At 73.2% G+C, this 18,793-nt stretch carries 15 protein-coding genes; 7 read left to right on the forward strand and 8 right to left on the reverse strand.

Annotation, left to right across the window (positions count from 1 at the left end):
- Nucleotides 1–159: 159 nt before the first annotated feature.
- On the reverse strand, nucleotides 160–741 hold the full coding sequence (locus ACIPM1_RS30585) for a biotin transporter BioY (RefSeq protein WP_356180663.1): 582 nt from the start codon (nucleotides 739–741) through the stop codon (nucleotides 160–162).
- A gap of 436 nt (nucleotides 742–1,177) precedes the next feature.
- Here ACIPM1_RS30585 and ACIPM1_RS30590 point away from each other — a divergent pair, with 436 nt between their 5' ends.
- Together ACIPM1_RS30590 and ACIPM1_RS30595 are read left to right on the forward strand one after the other, a co-directional pair.
- Nucleotides 1,178–2,560 carry an amino acid permease gene (locus ACIPM1_RS30590; protein WP_402440131.1) on the forward strand — a complete coding sequence of 461 codons (1,383 nt, stop codon included), beginning with the start codon at nucleotides 1,178–1,180 and terminating at the stop codon, nucleotides 2,558–2,560.
- An 87-nt stretch (nucleotides 2,561–2,647) separates the two neighbouring features.
- Nucleotides 2,648–2,872: a hypothetical protein gene (locus tag ACIPM1_RS30595; protein ID WP_356180658.1), complete on the forward strand. Its 225-nt coding sequence runs from the start codon at nucleotides 2,648–2,650 to the stop codon at nucleotides 2,870–2,872.
- A gap of 3 nt (nucleotides 2,873–2,875) precedes the next feature.
- Here ACIPM1_RS30595 and ACIPM1_RS30600 read toward each other — a convergent pair whose 3' ends face one another.
- Nucleotides 2,876–3,538 (reverse strand): DsbA family protein, encoded by a 663-nt coding sequence (locus ACIPM1_RS30600; RefSeq protein WP_402440135.1) that lies wholly within the window; start codon nucleotides 3,536–3,538, stop codon nucleotides 2,876–2,878.
- A gap of 173 nt (nucleotides 3,539–3,711) precedes the next feature.
- Here ACIPM1_RS30600 and pepN point away from each other — a divergent pair, with 173 nt between their 5' ends.
- On the forward strand, nucleotides 3,712–6,312 hold the full coding sequence (gene pepN, locus ACIPM1_RS30605) for an aminopeptidase N (RefSeq protein WP_402440137.1): 2,601 nt from the start codon (nucleotides 3,712–3,714) through the stop codon (nucleotides 6,310–6,312).
- A 167-nt stretch (nucleotides 6,313–6,479) separates the two neighbouring features.
- Nucleotides 6,480–7,541, forward strand: coding sequence for a hypothetical protein (locus ACIPM1_RS30610; RefSeq protein WP_402440140.1), 1,062 nt, complete (start codon nucleotides 6,480–6,482; stop codon nucleotides 7,539–7,541).
- An 89-nt stretch (nucleotides 7,542–7,630) separates the two neighbouring features.
- Here the strand turns inward: ACIPM1_RS30610 and ACIPM1_RS30615 are convergent, their stop codons facing one another.
- The 4 genes from ACIPM1_RS30615 to ACIPM1_RS30630 form a co-directional block, all read right to left on the reverse strand.
- The gene (locus ACIPM1_RS30615) at nucleotides 7,631–9,400 is read right to left on the reverse strand and encodes a TIGR03767 family metallophosphoesterase (RefSeq protein ID WP_402440143.1); all 1,770 of its coding nucleotides are present in this window, start codon (nucleotides 9,398–9,400) and stop codon (nucleotides 7,631–7,633) included.
- A 234-nt stretch (nucleotides 9,401–9,634) separates the two neighbouring features.
- Nucleotides 9,635–10,090 carry an NUDIX hydrolase gene (locus ACIPM1_RS30620; protein WP_402440146.1) on the reverse strand — a complete coding sequence of 152 codons (456 nt, stop codon included), beginning with the start codon at nucleotides 10,088–10,090 and terminating at the stop codon, nucleotides 9,635–9,637.
- Nucleotides 10,091–10,154: 64 nt separating this feature from the next.
- The gene (locus tag ACIPM1_RS30625; protein WP_402440148.1) at nucleotides 10,155–11,039 is read right to left on the reverse strand and encodes a pyridoxamine 5'-phosphate oxidase family protein; all 885 of its coding nucleotides are present in this window, start codon (nucleotides 11,037–11,039) and stop codon (nucleotides 10,155–10,157) included.
- Between the two features lie 14 nt (nucleotides 11,040–11,053).
- Nucleotides 11,054–11,503, reverse strand: coding sequence for a VOC family protein (locus ACIPM1_RS30630; protein WP_402440151.1), 450 nt, complete (start codon nucleotides 11,501–11,503; stop codon nucleotides 11,054–11,056).
- A 124-nt stretch (nucleotides 11,504–11,627) separates the two neighbouring features.
- Between ACIPM1_RS30630 and ACIPM1_RS30635 the strand changes: the two genes are divergently transcribed.
- The gene (locus ACIPM1_RS30635; protein WP_402440154.1) at nucleotides 11,628–12,167 is read left to right on the forward strand and encodes a CGNR zinc finger domain-containing protein; all 540 of its coding nucleotides are present in this window, start codon (nucleotides 11,628–11,630) and stop codon (nucleotides 12,165–12,167) included.
- 239 nt (nucleotides 12,168–12,406) lie between these two features.
- Nucleotides 12,407–15,709: a S8 family serine peptidase gene (locus ACIPM1_RS30640; protein WP_402440157.1), complete on the forward strand. Its 3,303-nt coding sequence runs from the start codon at nucleotides 12,407–12,409 to the stop codon at nucleotides 15,707–15,709.
- A gap of 171 nt (nucleotides 15,710–15,880) precedes the next feature.
- Here ACIPM1_RS30640 and ACIPM1_RS30645 read toward each other — a convergent pair whose 3' ends face one another.
- Together ACIPM1_RS30645 and ACIPM1_RS30650 are read right to left on the reverse strand one after the other, a co-directional pair.
- A complete protein-coding gene (locus ACIPM1_RS30645) occupies nucleotides 15,881–16,747 on the reverse strand; it encodes a hypothetical protein (RefSeq protein WP_402440159.1) in 867 nt (288 codons plus the stop codon).
- Nucleotide 16,748: 1 nt separating this feature from the next.
- Complete coding sequence (locus ACIPM1_RS30650; protein ID WP_402440247.1) at nucleotides 16,749–17,282, reverse strand: RNA polymerase sigma factor; 534 nt, start codon at nucleotides 17,280–17,282, stop codon at nucleotides 16,749–16,751.
- 356 nt (nucleotides 17,283–17,638) lie between these two features.
- Here ACIPM1_RS30650 and ACIPM1_RS30655 point away from each other — a divergent pair, with 356 nt between their 5' ends.
- Nucleotides 17,639–18,655 (forward strand): aspartate-semialdehyde dehydrogenase, encoded by a 1,017-nt coding sequence (locus tag ACIPM1_RS30655; RefSeq protein WP_402440249.1) that lies wholly within the window; start codon nucleotides 17,639–17,641, stop codon nucleotides 18,653–18,655.
- Nucleotides 18,656–18,793: the final 138 nt, after the last annotated feature.

Below are 18,793 nucleotides of genomic sequence, written 5' to 3' on the forward strand. Positions count from 1 at the left end.
CGGGGCTGATCGGGCCTCGGCGAGGGCGCGGCGGGCGCCGGGGCCGACAGGACCAGCAGGTCCCGTGGGCTCCTCGGCTCCCGGACGTGAGAAGGCCCGCCGGGCCGAAGTCGCGGTAGGACTTCGGCCCGGCGGGCCTTCTCCAGGGGCGTCGCCGCGTCAGCGCTTGCCGGCGAACTTCCAGGCGGTGGGCAGCGCGCCCATCGCCAGAGCGGCCTTGAGGGCGTCGCCGATCAGGAACGGGGTGAGGCCGGCCGCGACGGCGGCGGAGGCGGACATCCCGGTGGCGGCGGCCAGGTAGGGGACGCCGACCGCGTAGATGACCGCCTCGCCGAGGATCATGGTGCCCGCCATGCGCAGCACACCGCGGTCGGCTCCGCGGCGGGCCAGGGCGCCGACGACGGTGGAGGCGAGGATCATGCCGAGGACGTAGCCGAAGGAGACCGCCCCCGCACCCGAGGCGCCGTCCGCGAACCACGGCACGCCGACGACGCCCGCGAGCGCGTACAGGGCCAGGGAGAGGAAGCCGCGGCCGGCGCCGAGCGTCGTGCCGACGAGCAGGGCGGCGAAGGTCTGGCCGGTCACCGGCACCGGGGAGCCCGGCACGGGCACGGAGATCTGGGCGGCGAGGCCGGTGAGCGCGGCACCGCCGAGCACGAGCGCGACATCGCGCACGCGCGACGCGGGCAGGAGGTCGGCGAGGACTTCGCCGGGGCGAGCGGTGGCGGTGGCGGTGCTCATGGGGACTCCGCGGGTGAGGGGCAGGGTGGGACACGGTGACGCTATCCCAGGGCGGTCGGGGTGATCACCGTCAGCGATCGACAAAGGCGGGAAGCTCGGCTTGGTGGGCTCCGCACAAACCGTGCGCCCTACACGCGAGACGGCGTGACGCCGGTCACTGAGGCAGGGGCGCCTACCTCACATCGGGGGCGGATGAGGCGACTGTAGGGTTCCGCCAAACCTCTCGCGCACCCGGTCGTGGCGTGGTCCCGCCCGTCGGCCGCTCCCCCACCGCCCGGCCCGGACGCCGGCCGCCGTACCGGCCGCCGCGTAGCCACCCGTTCACCCTTCGTACGTCGCGTGTCCGGATGGTGGGCGGCCTCTTCGTCCGGGCGGCGGGGCTGCCCAGACTGTGGACGTTTTCGCCCCCCACACCCGTACTGGACGAGTCGCGCCCATGCCCAGCAGCACCACCGTCGAGACGCCACGCGAGGCGGACGACGCCACCCTCTCCCACGGCCTGAAGCAGCGCCATCTGTCGATGATCGCCCTCGGCGGCGTCATCGGCGCCGGCCTGTTCGTCGGCTCCGGCGCGGGAATCGCCGCCGCCGGCCCCTCGATCGTCGTCGCGTACGCCCTCTCCGGGATCCTCGTGATGCTGGTGATGCGGATGCTCGGCGAGATGTCGGCCGCCCACCCGTCGTCGGGGTCCTTCTCCGCGCACGCCGAGCGGGCGCTCGGCCCCTGGGCGGGCTTCACCGCGGGCTGGTCCTTCTGGGTCCTTCTCTGCACGGCCGTCGGGCTGGAGGGCATCGGCGCGGCGAAGATCGTCACCGGCTGGCTGCCGGGCACGCCCGAGTGGGCGTGGGTGGCGCTGTTCATGGTGGTCTTCTGCGCCACGAACCTGGCCGCGGTGAAGAACTTCGGCGAGTTCGAGTTCTGGTTCGCCGCGCTGAAGGTCGGCGCGATCACGCTGTTCCTGGTCCTCGGTGTGCTGGCCGTCGCCGGTGTCCTGCCCGGCACCCCCTCCCCGGGCGCGTCGAACCTCACCGACTTCCTCCCGCGCGGCAGCGAGGGCCTGGTCGTCGGGCTGCTCGCCTCGGTGTTCGCCTACGGCGGCCTGGAGACGGTCACCATCGCGGCCGCCGAGTCGGAGAACCCGGTCAAGGGCGTCGCGAGCGCCGTCCGCACCGCGATGTGGCGGATCGCGGTGTTCTACATCGGCTCCATGGCGGTCATCGTCACCCTGGTCCCCTGGAACTCCAAGGAGGTCGTCGCCAAGGGCCCCTACGTCGCCGCGCTCGACCACCTGGGCATCCCGGGCGCCGGCCAGCTGATGAACGTGGTGGTGCTGGTCGCGCTGCTGAGCGCGATGAACGCCAACGTCTACGGCTCCTCGCGCATCGCGTACTCCCTGGTGCGGCGCGGCCAGGGGCCCCGCGCGCTGGCCCGGGTCTCCGGCGGCGCCCCGCGGATCGCCGTCCTGGTGTCCTGCGTCTTCGGCTTCGCGTGCGTGCTGCTCAGCTACTGGCGGCCGGACGACGTCTTCCCCTGGCTGCTGAACATGATCGGCGCGGTGATCCTGGTGGTGTGGATCTTCATCGCCGTCTCGCAGCTGCGTCTGCGGCGCCGGCTGGAGCGGGAGTCGCCGGAGAAGCTGGTCGTGCGGATGTGGGGCTTCCCGTGGCTGACGTGGGTCGCCCTGGCCGGTATGGCGGCGATCTTCGTCCTGATGGCCCGGCAGCCCGACACGCGGGTGCAGCTCTACTCGACGGGCGTCATGACCCTGGTCCTGGCCGCGATCGGCTACGCCTGGCAGCGGGCCCGCGCCCGCGCCTGACCCGCCGTCGCCGCCCGGAAGGCCCCCACGCGGACACGTGGGGGCCTTCCTGTTTCGGTATGCCGGATTCCGGGCGATCGTGGGGGTATGCCGAGAGAGATGACCTACCGCTGCTACACCTGCGGCGCCTACGAGCCGCACCGGCAGCCGCGGGACGACCGGGAGCGCGCGTTCATCCGCGCGCTGGTGAAGAAGACGTACGTCGAGGACTACTGGATCTGCGTCACCCCCGGCGGGGACTGCCGCAACATCCGGTACGCCTGGGACGACAAGCCCTTCGACCCCCCGGTCAGGATGCCCGAACCGGAGTGAGGCTCACAGGTTGCTGAAGTCCGGCTCCGCCGTGCGGGTTCGCTTGATCTCGTAGAAGCCGGGGATCGAGGCGACCGCGACGGTGCCGTCCCACAGGCGGACGGCCTCCTCGCCCTTGGGGGTCGGGGTGACGACCGGGCCGAAGAACGCGATCTGCTCGCCGTCGGCGCCGGGCAGGGCGATGACCGGGGTGCCGACCTCCTGGCCGACCTTGTCGATGCCCTCCTTGTGCGAGGCCCGCAGCTCGGCGTCGAACTCGAAGTCCTCCTGGTCCGCGTACTCGATCAGGTCGGCGGGCAGGCCCGCGTCCTCGAGCGCTCCCGCGATCGCCTCGACGGTCGGGCCCTCGCCGCGGTTGTGGAAGCGGGTGCCGAGCGCGGTGTAGAGCGGGCCGAGGACGTCCTCGCCGTGCTTCTGCCAGGCCGCGGTCACCACCCGTACCGGCGCCCACGCCTTGGTGGACAGCATCTCCCGGTACTTCTCGGGAAGTTCGTCGAGCTTGGGCTCGTTGAGCACGGCGAGGCTCATGACGTGCCAGCGGACCTCGATGTCCCGCACCTTCTCCACTTCCAGCACCCACCGGGACGTCATCCAGGCCCACGGGCACAGCGGGTCGAACCAGAAGTCGACGGGGGTCTTGCCGGACGGGGTCGCGGTCTCGGACATGCTTCTCCTCGGACGGTGCCCGGTATCCGGGCTGCGGACCGTACACGTACTTCAACAGGCAACATCGCCCCCTCGCGTCCCATTCCCCGCTGTCCGGCGACAGGGGCACATGGCAGGATCGGTCCTGTTCCGTCGTGTCCGACATCCGAGACCCAGCTGAGGGAGTACCGCCCGTGCCCGGTGAGAACCTGTCCCGCGACGAGGCCCGGGAGCGGGCCGCCCTGCTGTCCGTCGACGGCTACGAGGTGTCCCTCGACGTGCGCTCCGCGGTGGGCGGGGAGACCGGGGACGGGGCGCGGACCTTCCGCTCCGTGACCACCGTCCGCTTCCGCTGCGCCGAGCCCGGCGCCACGAGCTTCGCGGACCTTGTGGCGCCGAGCGTCACCGCCGTCTCGCTCAACGGCAAGGACCTCGACCCGGGCGAGGTCTTCGACGGCTGCCGCATCCGGCTGGAGGACCTCGCCGCCGAGAACGAGCTGGTCGTCGACGCCCAGTGCGCCTACTCGCGCACCGGCGAGGGCCTGCACCGCTTCGTCGACCCCGAGGACGGCGAGGTCTACCTCTACACCCAGTACGAGCCGGCCGACTCCCGCCGGGTCTTCGCCAACTTCGAGCAGCCCGACCTCAAGGCCCCGTTCCGCTTCGAGGTGCGCGCGCCGGAGGGCTGGACGGTGTGGAGCAACGGCGGGGGCGAACTGCACGACGGAGTGTGGCGGTTCGCGGAGACCAAGCCGATCTCCACGTACATCACCTGTGTCGTGGCGGGCCCGTACCACCACGTGACCGACTCCTACGAGCGGGTCTTCGAGGACGGCACCCGGCTGGAGATCCCGCTCGGCGCGCTCTGCCGCAAGGGCCTGGCCAAGCACTTCGACGCCGACGACGTCTTCCTGGTCACCAAGCAGGGCCTGGACTTCTTCCACGACCACTTCGACTACCCGTACCCCTTCGGGAAGTACGACCAGGCCTTCGTGCCGGAGTACAACCTCGGCGCCATGGAGAACCCGGGCCTGGTGACCTTCCGGGAGGAGTTCATCTTCCGCGGGAAGGTGACGCGGGCGTCCTACGAGGGCCGGGCCAACGTCGTCCTGCACGAGATGGCGCACATGTGGTTCGGCGACCTGGTCACCATGGAGTGGTGGGACGACCTGTGGCTGAAGGAGTCCTTCGCGGACTTCATGGGCGCGTTCTCGCTGGTCGGCGCGACCCGCTTCACGGACGGCTGGATCACCTTCGCCAACCGCCGCAAGGCGTGGGCGTACCGGGCCGACCAGCTCCCCTCCACGCACCCGATCACGGCGGACATCCGCGACCTGCAGGACGCCAAGCTCAACTTCGACGGCATCACCTACGCCAAGGGCGCCTCGGTGCTGAAGCAGCTCGTGGCGTACGCCGGCCAGGACGCGTTCCTGGAGGGCGCGCGGCGCTACTTCAAGCGGCACGCGTACGGCAACACGCGGCTGGGCGACCTGCTCGAGGTGCTGGAGGAGACCAGCGGCCGGGACATGGGCGCGTGGGCGCGCGCGTGGCTGCAGACGGCCGGGGTCAACTCGCTGACGCCGCAGGTGCTGCTCGGCCCGGACGGCCGGATCCAGGAGCTGGCCGTGCTCCAGGAGGCCGCGGAGGCGCACCCGGAGCTGCGCCCGCACCGGGTGGCGGTGGGCCTGTACCGGCGCGGCGACGGCGGCGCCCTCGAGCGGTACGCGCGCGCCGAGGTGGACGTCGAGGGGCCGCGCGCGGTCGTGGCGGAGCTGGCCGGCGAGGACGCGCCCGAGCTGGTCCTGGTCAACGACGACGACCTGACGTACTGCAAGATCCGCTTCGACGACACCTCGCTGGCCACGCTGCGCGAGCACCTCGGCGACCTGACCGACCCGCTGGCCCGCGCGCTGTGCTGGTCGGCGCTGTGGAACCTGACCCGGGACGCGCTGCTGCCGGCGCGGGACTTCGTCGGCCTGGTGCTGCGGTTCGCGGGGCGCGAGTCCGACATCGGCGTGCTGCAGATGCTGCACGCCTGGACGGACTCCGCGCTCGTGCACTACGCGGCGCCCGCCTGGCGGGAGACGGGCGGGGCGCTCGTGGCCGAGGGCGCGCTGCGCGAGCTGCGGCAGGCCGAGCCGGGCAGCGAGCACCAGCTCGCCTGGGCCCGTTTCTTCGCGAAGGTGGCCCACGCCCCGCAGGATCTGGACCTGCTGTCGGACCTGCTGGCCGGCACGGCCGGGATCGACGGTCTCGTCGTCGACCAGGAGCTGCGCTGGGCGTTCCTGGAGCCGCTGGCGGTGCACGGGGTCGCGGACGAGAAGACGCTCGCCGAGGAGCTGGCCCGGGACGACACCGCCTCCGGCAAGCGCCACCAGGTGCGCTGTCTGGCCGCGCGCCCCTCGGCCGCCGTCAAGGCGCAGGCGTGGGCGCAGGTGGTGGAGTCGGACGCCCTGTCGAACGCGCTCACCGAGGCGACCATCGCGGGCTTCGCCCAGCCCTCGCAGCGCGAGCTGCTCGCGCCGTACGCGCCGAAGTACTTCGCGGCGATCGAGCGGGTGTGGGCCGAGCGGTCGATCCAGATCGCGATGGACGTGGTGGGCGGTCTGTACCCGTCGTTGCGGGACTCCCGGGAGACGCTGGAGGCGACGGACGCCTGGCTCGCCGCGCACGAGCAGGCCGCCCCCGCCCTGCGCCGCCTGGTGCTGGAGGCGCGGGACGACCTGGCGCGGGCGCTGCGCGGACAGGCGTGCGACGAGGCCGCCGCCTCTGGCCAGGGATTCAGTCCTCGGTAACCGTTACGAAATTCAGGCAGGACATGCCGTAACCCCTGGGCCGCCCCCGAGCGGACCAGGGGTTTTCGGCATCCGAACACCCGTCCTTGAGGACGGACCTGTCCGGGTTTGCCGACAGGCGTGTAACAGGGGTTAAAGAAGGGATGGGACACGGGAATTCCCGGGACATGAACCACAACACCCCCCTCTTCCCCCGTCCCCTCCGCCACCTCGCCGACGGCCCCCGCCGCGTTCTGACGGCCGCTCAGCTCCGCGCCCACGGCGTCTCGGCGGCCGAGGCCGACGAGCGGTGCCGCCCGGGCGGCAGCTGGCAGCAGTTCCTCCCCGGCGTCTACCTGCTCCACCCGGGCCCGCCGACCAGCGAGGAGCGCCTGCACGCGGTGCTCGTGTACGCGGCGCGCGAGTCCGCCCCGCACACCGCCCCCGGGGTGCCGGTCCAGCCGACCGCGGGCGAGCCGCACCGCCCGGTGTACGCGGAGGCGCTGATCACGGGCCTGGCGGCGCTGACCCTGCACGGCTTCCGGGCCGCGCCTGCGCTGCCGTCGCTGGAGCGGATCGACGTGCTGGTGCCGCGGCTGCGCCGGGTGCGCTCGGCCGGCCCGGCGCGGATCGTCCGCACCGCCGCCCTGCCCGCGCCCGAGACGGTCACGGGCCTCCCGGTGGCCCCGGTGCCGCGTGCCCTCGCGGACGCGGTGGCCGAACTGACCGACGGGGAGGCCGTACGGCGGCTGCTGACCGAGGCGGTGCGCGGCGGGCATTGCGAACCCGCTGCGGTGGTGAGGGAGTTGACCCAGGCGCGGCTGCTGGGCCGGGCGCACGTGGTGGACGCGGTGAACTCGCTGCTGGCCGAGGGGCGGGCGCTCGCGGAGACCCGCCTGTACCGCATGGTGCGGGAGTACGGCCTGCCGGAGCCGGTGTGGAACGTGGACCTGCGGCTGCCGGGCGGCCCCCACCTGGGCGGCGTGGACGCGTACTGGCCGGAGCGAGCGGTCGCCGTGGAACTGGACACCCGCGCGCACCGCCCGGGCGACCGGCCGGAGGACGAGGCCGAGTGGTCGGAGTACACCCGCAAGCGTGAGCATCTGGAGCGTCTCGGCATCACGGTCGTGCACATCACCCCGCGCAGGCTGCGCGACACGATGGACCAGCAGGCGACGGTGATCCGTACGGCGCTGATGGCGGCGGACGACCGGGACCCCGCCCCGTACGTGGTGGTGCTGCCCCGGTAGGGAGCGACCGGATCGCCAGGAGGGGGGAGGGGTCACCGCCCGCGCGGGACCCCTCCTCGTGCGCCGGGGGGGCCGTGGCCCACCGCCACTCAGCCCTTCCTCAGCACCAGTTCCGTGTTGCGGTCCTCCGGATCGCCCGCGAGCGCCTTGTTGGCGCCCGGCGCGTTGAAGGCCAGCTCGCGGTACAGCGCGGCCAGTCCGGTCTGGCTCAGGTCGGCGAAGTCGGTGCGGTGCGGGGCCGCGGACTCCACCAGCGTGGTGAACAGGGACAGGGTGCCGTCCTTGTTGTCCACCAGCTCCACGACACGGGCGAGTTGCGGATGGTCCACGTGCGAGGCGGTGGAGATCTCCCAGAAGGAGTGGCCGCCGGACGCGGAGTGCGGGGTGACGACGTTCTTGTGGATGTGGCCGTTCACCCAGGCCAGCACGTTGCTGTGGCCGCCCAGCAGGGCGACCAGCTCGGCGCCGTCGTGCCGGCGCTCGCCCGGACGGGCCGGGTCGGGGCGGGTGTTCGTCATCGTCTTGCTGGTGTGGTGGCTGAAGACGACCACGTACGCGTCCTTGTTCTCGCGCAGTGTCCGGTCCAGCCACTTCAACTGGGCGGTCCCCACGGACCCTTCGTAGTGGCCGCCCGGGTCGGTGGTGTCGAGGCTGATGCCGATGACGTCGTCGGCGATGCGGAAGCTGTAGTACTGGGTGCCCGCGTCGAGGTTGGCGGAGGAGTAGCCGTGGCCGGCCGGGCCGAGGCCCGCGTGGGCCGGGTCCAGGTGGGCCTTGAGGTAGTCGGCGGGGGTGTACGGGGCCCGCTTCTCGTCCGGGGTGACCGCGCGCATGTCGCGGCGGTGGGACTCGAGCAGGTCGCGGAAGTCCGCGCCCCTGGGGTCCGTGCCGTTCTTGACGGCGTCCTGGAGCTTCTTCGCCTGGGCCGCCGGGAGGTTCATGAGCTTCCGGCCGCCGATGGCGTACTCGGTGAGGTGGGAGTCGCCGTGCGCGTAGCAGCCGAGCGGCAGGGCGTCGTGGTTGCCGACCGTGGAGTACCAGGGCAGGTTGAGGCCGGGGCTGCGGACCTCGCGGATCGCGGCGGCCAGGAAGCCGGGCAGGTGCGGGAAGCCGAGCTGCTTGTCGGCGTCGCGCGTGGCCGAGTCGGCCTGCCAGTACAGCTTCAGCCCGCTGTTCTGCACGCCCTCGTAGTGGCGCGGGTCGCCGGAGTTGGGCGTGATGCGCCCACCGCTCATGATCTTCATGAACCACTCCAGCTCGGAGTGGGCGTTGTTGTCGGTGTTGTCGCCGGTGGTCATCACGAAGTGCAGCGGGGAGCCCGTGACGGGGGCGCCCCGCAGCGCGTTGACCCGCTCCACCAGCGAGACGGCGCCGGGCACGGTGAGCGCCTCGTGCGGACGCCAGGCGTGCGGGTCGGCGGAGCGCAGGTACTCCAGACGCAGCGGGTGCTGGACGTCCGTCAGGTGCAGGTCGGTGAACTGCACGAACGCGGCGAGCGCCGTACGCCGGGCGGCGCGGCCCGACTTGGGCGCGGCCAGCTCGCCGCGCACCACGCGCTGCCAGCCGGGTCCGTCGCCGAGCCGGCGGTAGCCGGACGCGGTGCGCGGCGCGGCCACGCCCGCGACGGTGGTGCCCTTGGTGTACGGCGCGAGGGGCGCCGCCGGGGCCTTGCGCGAGGACGCCACCGGCGCCTGAGCGGAGCCCTCGGCGCCGGCGCGGCGGCCGGTGGCGGCCTGGCTGTCGGTGGGCCGCAGGGCGTAGCCGACGCCCGTGGCGAGGGACACCGCTCCCGCGGCGGCGAGGACGGAGCGCCGGTGGACCCCCGGCACGGAGGCGGTGACAGAGCGTGTGCGCGACATGGCGCGGTCTCCCCGGGTGCGAACGCGTCGGCAGTGGTCACGGAGGGCCCGCTGCCGCGAACCTCCCGCTCGCCTTCGATGCTTCGCACCGGGAGTGGCCTGCGCGTGAACGCGACGGCAACGCGCGGCGCCGATCACGGTACGTGGATCCCGGCCCACCCCGCGCGTCCGCGAGCGCTCTCCGGGCGGCCCGGAACCGGTCACGCGGTGTTCATCTTCCGGGGTACCGGAGAGCTACCGGGTGGGTGCCACCCGGCCCGCGGGCGGCCGCTCGCGCCACAGCACGAGCGCGGTGTCGACCAGGGCGACCCGGTGCAGGGCGGGCACCTGGTCCAGCGGGTGCCAGGCCGCCATGTCGGTCGTGCCGCCGACCTCGTGGCGCAGTTCGCCGCCGGTGATCCGGCCCTCGTACAGGAGCCGTACGGCGTGGCGGTCGACGGTGCGGCCGAGACGGCGCGGGACGCGGCGCCGTAGGGAGTCCACGCCGAGCAGGCCCGCGATCTCGATGCGGTAGCCGGTCTCCTCCCCCACCTCCCGCAGCACGGTGTCGTGGGGGTCCTCGCCGTGCTCCGCCCCGCCGCCGGGCAGGGTCCACTCCGGTACGCCCTCGTCGTCCCGGCCGCGGGCCAGCAGGAGATGCCCGCCGCGGACGCACACGGCGTAGGCCGCCACCCTCAACTTCTGTCGCACACCGCGACATTACGGCCTGCCCGGCGGATCGTGCGGCGGACGGGCATGATCCGCCGGACAGGCCCTACCACGCCGGGTCCGGGTTCGCGGGCGAGTACGCGGGAGCGGACCAGCGCAGCGGCACGGCTCCCTCCGTCTCGACGGCCGCGGCGAGCGTGAAGCGGACCCGGCGCTGCCCGTCGGCGCCGAACTCGGTCCGTGCCTCGCCCGTCAGCTGGAGCGCCGTGCCCAAGGTCCAGTCCAGGAACAGCAGTCCGGCCCGGGGGTCGGTGGCGAGGTTGCCGAGGGTGAGGAACATCGAGTTGCCCGGGTAGTCGCGCCAGAGCAGTTCGCGCGGCGACAGCACCCGGACGAAGCCGGGGTTGCCGCCGCGGTGGCCAGCGTCCGCGCCGTGCCCGTGCACCGTGGCCAGGAAGAAGGTGTCGGCCTCGGCTACGAACCGCCGCTGCCGCACGGTCAGTTCGGTGCCGTGGCGCGGCGCGCCCGGGGTGCGCGGCACGATCGCGCTCAGATCCCGCTTCTGAAGGTACTTCGGGCAGTTGGAGAAGACCCGGTCCGCGTCGACGGCGAAGCCCTCCGGGGTCGGCCGCAGCCGCCCGTTCAGCCGCATCCGGCGCCGGGTGCGCGGGTCGAGGGCGAGGGTGCCGACGTAGGTGCCGGGTGTCGCGAGCGCCGGTGCCAGCGGGTCACCGGCGTGCACGCCGCCGGTGACCGACATCCGGCGCGGCCCGGTGGCCCGGACGAATCCGGGGGTCCCGGCGACCGGCGAGGCCCAGACCCCGCCGGTCGCCGGGTCGGCGGCGCCGACGACGAGCAGCGGCTGGAGGGCCAGGAAGGCGGCGGCGACCGGTTTGACGTCCTGGCCGACGGACCGGCCCACGTGGTCGGCGGCCTCACGCACACCGGCCCGCTCCTGCAGGGCCCTCGAGCCCGCGTGGTAGACCTCCACGTCCGGTCACCTCTCTAGAAGAAGCCGCAGGTCGGAGCCGATTCGCCGTACGGCGCCGGCGCGCCCTCGACACCGCTCGGCACGGAGATCTCCAGCCGGGTGCCGTCGGGGTCGTGGAAGAAGACGCCGCCCGAGGCGGAGCCCTCGCGGTGGGCGACCACGCCCTCGTGGGCGAAGTCCACGCCGTGGGCGCGCAGCGCGGACTCGTACGCCCTGAGCCGCTCGGCCGAGTCGGCGGTGAAGGCGAGGTGGTGCAGCCCGGCGCGCTCGGCGCCGTACGGCTCCCGCGCCTGCTGCCAGAGGGTGAGCACGGGGCTGTCGCCGCCGTCGCCCAGGTAGGCGTACCGCCGGTCGTCCTCCTTGCCCTCGGCGAGCAGCGCGAAGCCGAGGACGTCGCGGTAGAAGGCGAGCGAGCGGTCGAGGTCGGTGACGTTCAGGCCGATGTGGCCGGTGCGCAGGGTCATACGTGTCCCCCTTCGTCGGAAGCCCCCGATCGGGACTAACCTCTGTAATGAAGATTAAGGGTTAGAATGAGGAGCGTCAACCGGTCACGTAACCTTGAGCGGTTAGCACGGAAGGAGTCCCCGCATGACCGCCGCCCGAGACCCGCGCCCCCTCATCGGCGAGCCGCTCGCGCTCGACCTGCTGAACACCCGCTGGATGCACGAGGGAGCGGTGCGGGACCTGCTCACCGGCACCGACGGGCTCGCGGTGTGGCTCGCGGCGAACGGGCTCGACGAGCGCTTCACCGCCGACGCCGCCACCCTGCGGCACACCCTCCGGGCGCGCGAGGCCCTGAAGACGGCCGTGGACGGCTCCCTGGAGCAGGGGGCGCCCCTGGTCGACGCCGTGCTCGACCACGGGCGGATCCGGGCCGTACTCACCGCCGAAGGCCCGGACGAGCGGCCGGAGTTCCGCGACCGCGCATGGGGGCCGGCCTGGCTCGCCGCCCGCGACTACCTCCGGCTGCTGGCGGCCGCGCCCGACCGGATCCGCGGCTGCGCGCACGAGGCGTGCATCCTGCACTTCTTCGACACCTCACGCAACGGCACCCGCCGCTGGTGCTCGATGGCGGCGTGCGGCAACCGTGCGAAGGCATCCCGCCACTACGCGCGTTCACGCGGCTGAGCCAACCGGCCGCGGCTCCGGTCGAACGGGGCACCATCGGGAGACACGTCACCCTTTGCACGGCTATCTCCCCTGTGGCGCATGGCGGAAGTACGCCATGAGTCCATCCCGTCACGGTCAACTCCTCCCCAACAAACTTTCCTTGGGTAAAGCTGAGCGATCGTCCGGCTCCGAAATCCGGACTGAGCCGATCGACTCGATCGCGACTCGCCTGGTTCCTTTACCTCCAAGGGATGCCGATGACCTCCGACTCCCAGCGCGCTCCGCTCACGGGCGCGAGACGCCTGGCCCGCATCGCCGTGGCCGCAGGCGTGGTGGCCGCGCTCTCCGCGGCCGGGCCGATACCCCTGGCCACCGCCCAGGACAGCCCCTCCCCGGCCGACCCGGCCGTCAAGTCGGCGAGCGCCAAGCTCGGTTCGGACGACGCCGACCTGCTCGCCGAGGCCAAGGCCGACGGCGCCAAGAACGTCACCATGATGGTCGCGACGGCGCCCGGGCAGACCGAGCAGGTCGCCCGGCAGCTCGACGCGGTGGACGGCGGCTCCGTCGGCCGCGCCTACGACAAGCTCGGCTACGTCCGCGCCACCGTGCCCACGTCCGAGGCGGACGCGGCCATCGCCGCCGCCGCGAAGCTGTCCTCCGTGCACGCCATCGACCTGCGGCAGGAGATCGCGCTCGACGACCCGACGCCGAGCGCCGACACCGCCATGGGCGCCCGGGGCACCGCGGCGGCCACCTACTCCGGGCCCGGCAAGGACACCCCTGCCGCGAACCCGTACAACCCCTCCTTCGAGACCGGCGCCGTCGACTTCGTACGGCAGAACCCGAAGGCGGACGGCCGGGGCGTGACCATCGGCATCCTCGACTCCGGCGTGGACCTCGGCCACCCGGCGCTGCAGAAGACCACCACCGGCGAGCGGAAGATCGTCGACTGGGTGACGGCGACGGACCCCATTCTCGACGGCGACGCCACCTGGCGCCCGATGGTGACCTCCGTCTCCGGGCCCAGCTTCACCTACGGCAACCAGACCTGGACCGCTCCGGCCGGTTCCTACCAGGTCAGCACCTTCAGGGAGTCCGTCACCGCGGGCGGCGACGCCAAGGGCGACGCGAACCGCGACGGCGACACCACCGATTCCTGGGGCGTCCTGTACGACGCGGCCGCCGGCACGGTCCGCGTCGACCTGGACAACGACAACGACTTCACCGACGACGAGCCGATGAAGCCGTACAAGGACGGCTACCAGATCGGGTACTTCGGCACCGACGACCCGAAGACGGACGTCGTCGAACGCCAGCCGTTCGTGGTGCAGATCCGCAAGGACGTCTCGATGGACCCCTACGGCGGGTCCTGGGTCGGCAAGAAGGCGGACTTCGTCAACATCGGCGTCATCGAGTCCGAGCACGGCACCCACGTCGCCGGCATCACCGCCGCCAACGGCCTGTTCGGCGGGAAGATGAACGGCGCCGCGCCCGGCGCGAAGCTCGTCTCCTCGCGCGCCTGCACCTGGAGCGGCGGCTGCACCAACGTCGCGCTCACCGAGGGCATGATCGACCTCGTCGTCAACCGCGGCGTCGACATCGTCAACATGTCGATCGGCGGCCTGCCCGCGCTCAACGACGGCAACAACGCGCGCGCCGAGCTCTACACCCGGCTCATCGACACCTACGGCGTGCAGCTGGTGATCTCCGCGGGCAACTCCGGCCCCGGCGCCAACACCATCGGCGACCCCGGGCTCGCCGACAAGGTGATCTCGGTCGGCGCGGGAATCTCCAAGGAGACCTGGGCCGCCAACTACGGCTCGGCGGTGGAGAAGCCGTACGCGATGATGCCCTTCTCCTCGCGCGGCCCGCGTGAGGACGGCGGCTTCACGCCGACCCTCGTCGCCCCCGGCGCCGCGATCAACACCACCCAGACCTGGCTGCCCGGTTCCCCGGTCGCCGAGGCGGGCTACCCGCTGCCGGCCGGCTACTCCATGCTCCAGGGCACCTCGATGGCCTCCCCGCAGGCCACCGGCGCCTCCGCCCTGCTGCTGAGCGCGGCGAAGCAGAAGGGCATCGAGCTCAAGCCCGCGGATCTGCGCACGGCGCTGACCTCGACCGCCCACCACATCAAGGGCGTCCAGGCCTACGAGGAGGGCGCGGGCCGCATCGACGTCGTCGACGCCTGGGACGCGATCCGCTTCGACGCGACCGCCCACGACTACACCGTCAAGGCCCCGGTCGACACCGCGCTGGACCAGTTCCTGAGGACGCCGGGCTTCGGCACCGGCCTGTACGACCGCGAGGGCGGTCTCAAGGCCGGCGAGAAGAAGACGTACGACGTCACCGTCACCCGCACCTCCGGCCCCGACCGCGGGGTCTGGCACACGCTGGAGTTCGCGAACAACGCCGGTGACACCTTCCGGATCGTCGGCTCGCCGCTGGTGAAGCTGCCGCTGAACCAGCCGGTGACCGTGCGGGTCCAGGCCGCTCCGCGCTCCGCGGGCGTCAAGAGCGCGATCCTCGAGGTCGACGACCCGTTCACCGAGGGCGTCGACAAGCAGATCCTGACCACCGTCGTGGTCGCGGAGCCGGTCGCCTACACCTGGTCCGCGTCGGGTTCGGTGCAGCGCAACAGCACGCGGTCGTACTTCCTGACCGTGCCCGAGGGCGCGAAGTCGCTGGAGGTCGCGATCGGCGGGCTGGCGGACAAGAGCCAGACCCGGTTCATCGCCATCCACCCGTACGGCACTCCGGTCGACAACACCTCCACGCCGTACTGCTACAACAACTACCTCGACGGCAACGGCTGCAAGCCCGACGTGCGGTCCTACGCCGACCCGCAGCCGGGGGTGTGGGAGGTCGAGGTCGAGTCGCGCCGCACCTCGCCGCTGCTCGACAACCCCTACAAGCTGGACGTCTCCGTCCTCGGCGCGGTCTTCGACCCGGAGACGGTGACCGTGCCCGAGGCGAAGGTCGGCACCCCGGCCACCGCCTCCTGGAAGGTCACCAACAAGTTCGCGCCGCTCGACGGCAAGCTGGTCGGCGGCCCGCTCGGCTCGTCCAAGACGGCCCGGCCCACCATCAAGAACGCCGAGAAGCAGACCACGACCGTGGTCGTCCCCGAGGGCGCCCAGTCGCTGGACGTCGCCATCGGCAACGTCAGCGACACGGCCGCCGACCTGGACCTGACGGTCTACGACGCGAGCGGCAAGAAGGTCGCGCAGTCCGCGGACGGCGACTCGGAGGAGGCGGTGTCCATCGCCAAGCCGGCCGCCGGCACCTACACCGTCGAGGTCGTCGGCTACTCGGTGCCCTCCGGCTCGACGGCGTACGACTACCGGGACGTGTTCTTCTCCTCCGCGCTCGGCACCGTCACGGTGGACGGCTCGGCGCCGGTGAAGCTGGGCACGGGCGACTCGGCCACGGTGACCGGGCAGGTCACGGCGGCGGCCGCGGCTCCCGAGGGACGTGAGTTCTTCGGGCAGGTGCAGCTGGTCGACGCGCGCGGCACGGTCGCGGGCCTGGGCAACGTGAAGATCGAGAAGGTCACGCAGTAAGGCGATACACCAACAGGAGGGCGGGCGTCCGGCACGGACGCCCGCCCTCGGGCGTGTCCGGGGGCGGTGCGGGTGCCGGTACAGGCGGCCGCGCCGGTCGTGGCCGGGGGTGTCCGGTGCGGACCCGCCCGGACTGTGCCCGGGGCCGGTACCGCCGTACAGGCCGGGGGTTCAGTCGCAGGGAAGGGCCGCCGATTCGGGCAACGTGCGCTCGACGGCGGCCCGTTCGCGGGTGACGTCCCGCTCGCCGACGGCCCAGCGGTCGGGCGACGCGGCGCGGCCCGGGATGCCGACCAGGACGTGGTCGCCGCGGCGGAACACGCCCGGGTCGTCGACCGGGAACGTGACCTCGGCCCTCCCCTTCGCGGGCTTGTAGGAGCGGGTCACGCGCAGGGTGACGCGCTCCCGGCCGGTGTCCGCGACCGGCCGGACGCCGGTGACGTCGCCCTCGACGACCAGGCGGGCGCAGGCGAGGTAGCCGGGCGCGGCGAAGGAGGCGCCGGGACTCCGCCCGGCGCCCGCCTCGCCGTCACCCTTCGCCCCCGCGTCACCGCCCGCCTTCTCGTCCCCGCTCGCCCGGTCCGCACTGCTCGCCTTGTCGTTGCCGCCGCCCGGCGCCGCGAGCCACCCCGGCCCGAGCACAAGGGACCCGACGGCGGCCACCGCGACCGCGCCGACGGCGCCGAGCACGAACGCCCTGGCGCCCCGCCGCCGCCGCGACCGCCGCCCGGCCTCCGGCGCGGGGCGGCCCGCCGGGCGCTCACCGGCCGGACGGGTCCGCTGCCGCCCGTCCGCCGGACGGCCCTGCGGCCACCCCTCGCCCGCCCGGTGCGGCCGTGACTCGGGCGGCTCGGCCGGCTCCGCCAGCGCGTCCCCGACGACGTGCAGATGCCGGCGGATCAGGTCCAGGTCCGCGCGGGACGCCCGGTAGGCGGCCATGAAGGCGGGGTCCGCGCGGGCCCCGGGCGGCAGCGGCTCGTCCGTGAGCGCGGCCAGCAGCGGGTCGACGCCGTCGTGGCGCCCGTCTGCGGCGGCCATGTCACACCACCTCGTTCTCGTGCAGCCGGTCGCGCAGCGCCCGGACCGCCGTGTGCAGCCTGCTCTTGACCGTGCCCTCGGGAAGGCCGAGCTGCTCGGCGATCGAGCGGACCGCCAGGTCGGCGTAGAAGCGCAGCACCAGGACCTGCCGCTGGGCGTCCGGCAGCTCGTCCAGGCCCTGGACGACGGCGAGGGAGAGCAGCCGGGCCTCCTCGCCCGCGGCGTGCTCGGCCGGCCGCTGCGCCGCCAGGCGCTCCCCCAGCCGCTCCTGCCGCCGCTTGGCCCGGTGCCAGTCCATCGCCAGGCGGGAGGCGACCACCGCGGCCCACGCCGACACGTCCCGCGGCGCCTCCTGCCCGCTCGCGGCGCGCTCCAGCAGCCGCAGGCGGACCTGCTGCACCCCGTCCGGCAGGTCCGCCTGCGGCACCCCGCCGAGCGCGAGCACCGCCCGCACCCGCCGCTCCTGCGCCGCGTCCAGCGGATCGTCCGCACTCCGGTCCGTCCCGCGCCCGCGGCGCGCCCTTCCGCGCAGCACAAGCCACCCCCTCACCGTGTCCCCACTACGACGCCGCGGCCGCCCGGAACGTTCGGCCCGCGGCCCCGCGACTCCACGCCGCGGAGCAGAGGCGTACGTCACATCGCCGTATGCGCCGGGCCGGACCGGGCAGGGGCGGGGCAGCACAGCTTGCGGCCCGCGGGCCCCGCCGGGCGAATTCCTGCAGCTCAACGCGGGTGCGGCCCGAAGGAACGCACCCGCGGGACGGGCCCGCCCGTCCCACTCCTCGGGCACGCCGCGCAAAGAACTGGACACGTGGGTCGGGGTCGGCCGCATGATGGAAAGGCTCGGCCGAGCGCACACGCACGCACAGCACACGTACGTAGGGAGTCATGGTGAGGGTCGGAATCGTCGGAGCCACCGGTCAGGTCGGCACGGTCATGCGCAGAATCCTCACGGAACGCGACTTCCCGGTCACCGAGCTGCGCCTGTTCGCCTCGGCCCGCTCGGCGGGGACGGTCCTCGACGGCGTGACGGTGGAGGACGCGTCGACGGCGGACTACAGCGGCCTGGACATCGTGCTGTTCTCCGCGGGCGGCGCGACCTCCAAGGCGCTGGCCGAGAAGGTCGCCTCGCAGGGCGCCGTGGTGATCGACAACTCCTCGGCCTGGCGCCGGGACCCCGACGTGCCGCTGGTCGTGTCCGAGGTGAACCCGCACGCGGCGGTGAACCGGCCCAAGGGCATCATCGCCAACCCGAACTGCACGACGATGGCCGCGATGCCGGTGCTGAAGCCGCTGCACGAGGAGGCCGGCCTGGAGGCGCTGGTCGTCGCCACCTACCAGGCGGTGTCCGGTTCGGGCCTCGCGGGCGTGGCGGAGCTGCACGGCCAGGCGCAGAAGGTGATCGCCGACGCCGACAAGCTCACCCACGACGGCGCGGCGGTGGACTTCCCCGAGCCGGCCGTCTACCAGCGCCCGATCGCCTTCAACGTGCTCCCCTTCGCCGGGAACCTGGTCGACGACGGCCTGAACGAGACCGACGAGGAGCAGAAGCTCCGCAACGAGTCCCGCAAGATCCTGGAGATCCCCGAGCTCAAGGTCTCCGGCACCTGCGTGCGCGTCCCCGTCTTCTCCGGCCACTCCCTCCAGGTCAACGCCCGTTTCGCCCGGCCGCTGTCGCCGGAGCGCGCGACCGAGCTCCTGTCCGGCGCCCCGGGCGTGGCCCTCTCCGACATCCCCACCCCGCTCCAGGCGGCCGGCAAGGACCCGTCGTACGTGGGCCGCATCCGCCGCGACGAGACCGTGGACAACGGCCTGGCCCTGTTCCTCTCCAACGACAACCTCCGCAAGGGCGCGGCGCTGAACGCCGTCCAGATCGCGGAGCTGGTGGCGGCGGAGCTGCGCGGCTAGCGCGTTCCGCCCCGCACAGCGGGCAGCCGCATTCGACGGCCCGGACGTGGACGTGCGCCACGGACGGGCCGTCGGACGCGTTCGGAGGGGCGCGCCGCGGCCTCGGGGATCGCCCAGGAGGCATCCGCCGGAGATGTG

Source organism: Streptomyces sp. NPDC086766, assembly GCF_044746005.1.
In the GTDB taxonomy this organism is placed as follows: domain Bacteria; phylum Actinomycetota; class Actinomycetes; order Streptomycetales; family Streptomycetaceae; genus Streptomyces.

Bases quoted from the DNA above. Each gene is read 5' to 3' on its own strand.
- ACIPM1_RS30640 (WP_402440157.1), top strand. From the start codon at position 12,407: ATGACCTCCGACTCCCAGCGCGCTCCGCTCACGGGCGCGAGACGCCTG.
- ACIPM1_RS30635 (WP_402440154.1), top strand. From the start codon at position 11,628: ATGACCGCCGCCCGAGACCCGCGCCCCCTCATCGGCGAGCCGCTCGCG.
- ACIPM1_RS30610 (WP_402440140.1), top strand. From the start codon at position 6,480: ATGAACCACAACACCCCCCTCTTCCCCCGTCCCCTCCGCCACCTCGCC.
- ACIPM1_RS30600 (WP_402440135.1), bottom strand. From the start codon at position 3,538: ATGTCCGAGACCGCGACCCCGTCCGGCAAGACCCCCGTCGACTTCTGG.
- ACIPM1_RS30585 (WP_356180663.1), bottom strand. From the start codon at position 741: ATGAGCACCGCCACCGCCACCGCTCGCCCCGGCGAAGTCCTCGCCGAC.
- ACIPM1_RS30590 (WP_402440131.1), top strand. From the start codon at position 1,178: ATGCCCAGCAGCACCACCGTCGAGACGCCACGCGAGGCGGACGACGCC.
- ACIPM1_RS30595 (WP_356180658.1), top strand. From the start codon at position 2,648: ATGCCGAGAGAGATGACCTACCGCTGCTACACCTGCGGCGCCTACGAG.
- ACIPM1_RS30645 (WP_402440159.1), bottom strand. From the start codon at position 16,747: ATGGCCGCCGCAGACGGGCGCCACGACGGCGTCGACCCGCTGCTGGCC.
- ACIPM1_RS30630 (WP_402440151.1), bottom strand. From the start codon at position 11,503: ATGACCCTGCGCACCGGCCACATCGGCCTGAACGTCACCGACCTCGAC.
- ACIPM1_RS30615 (WP_402440143.1), bottom strand. From the start codon at position 9,400: ATGTCGCGCACACGCTCTGTCACCGCCTCCGTGCCGGGGGTCCACCGG.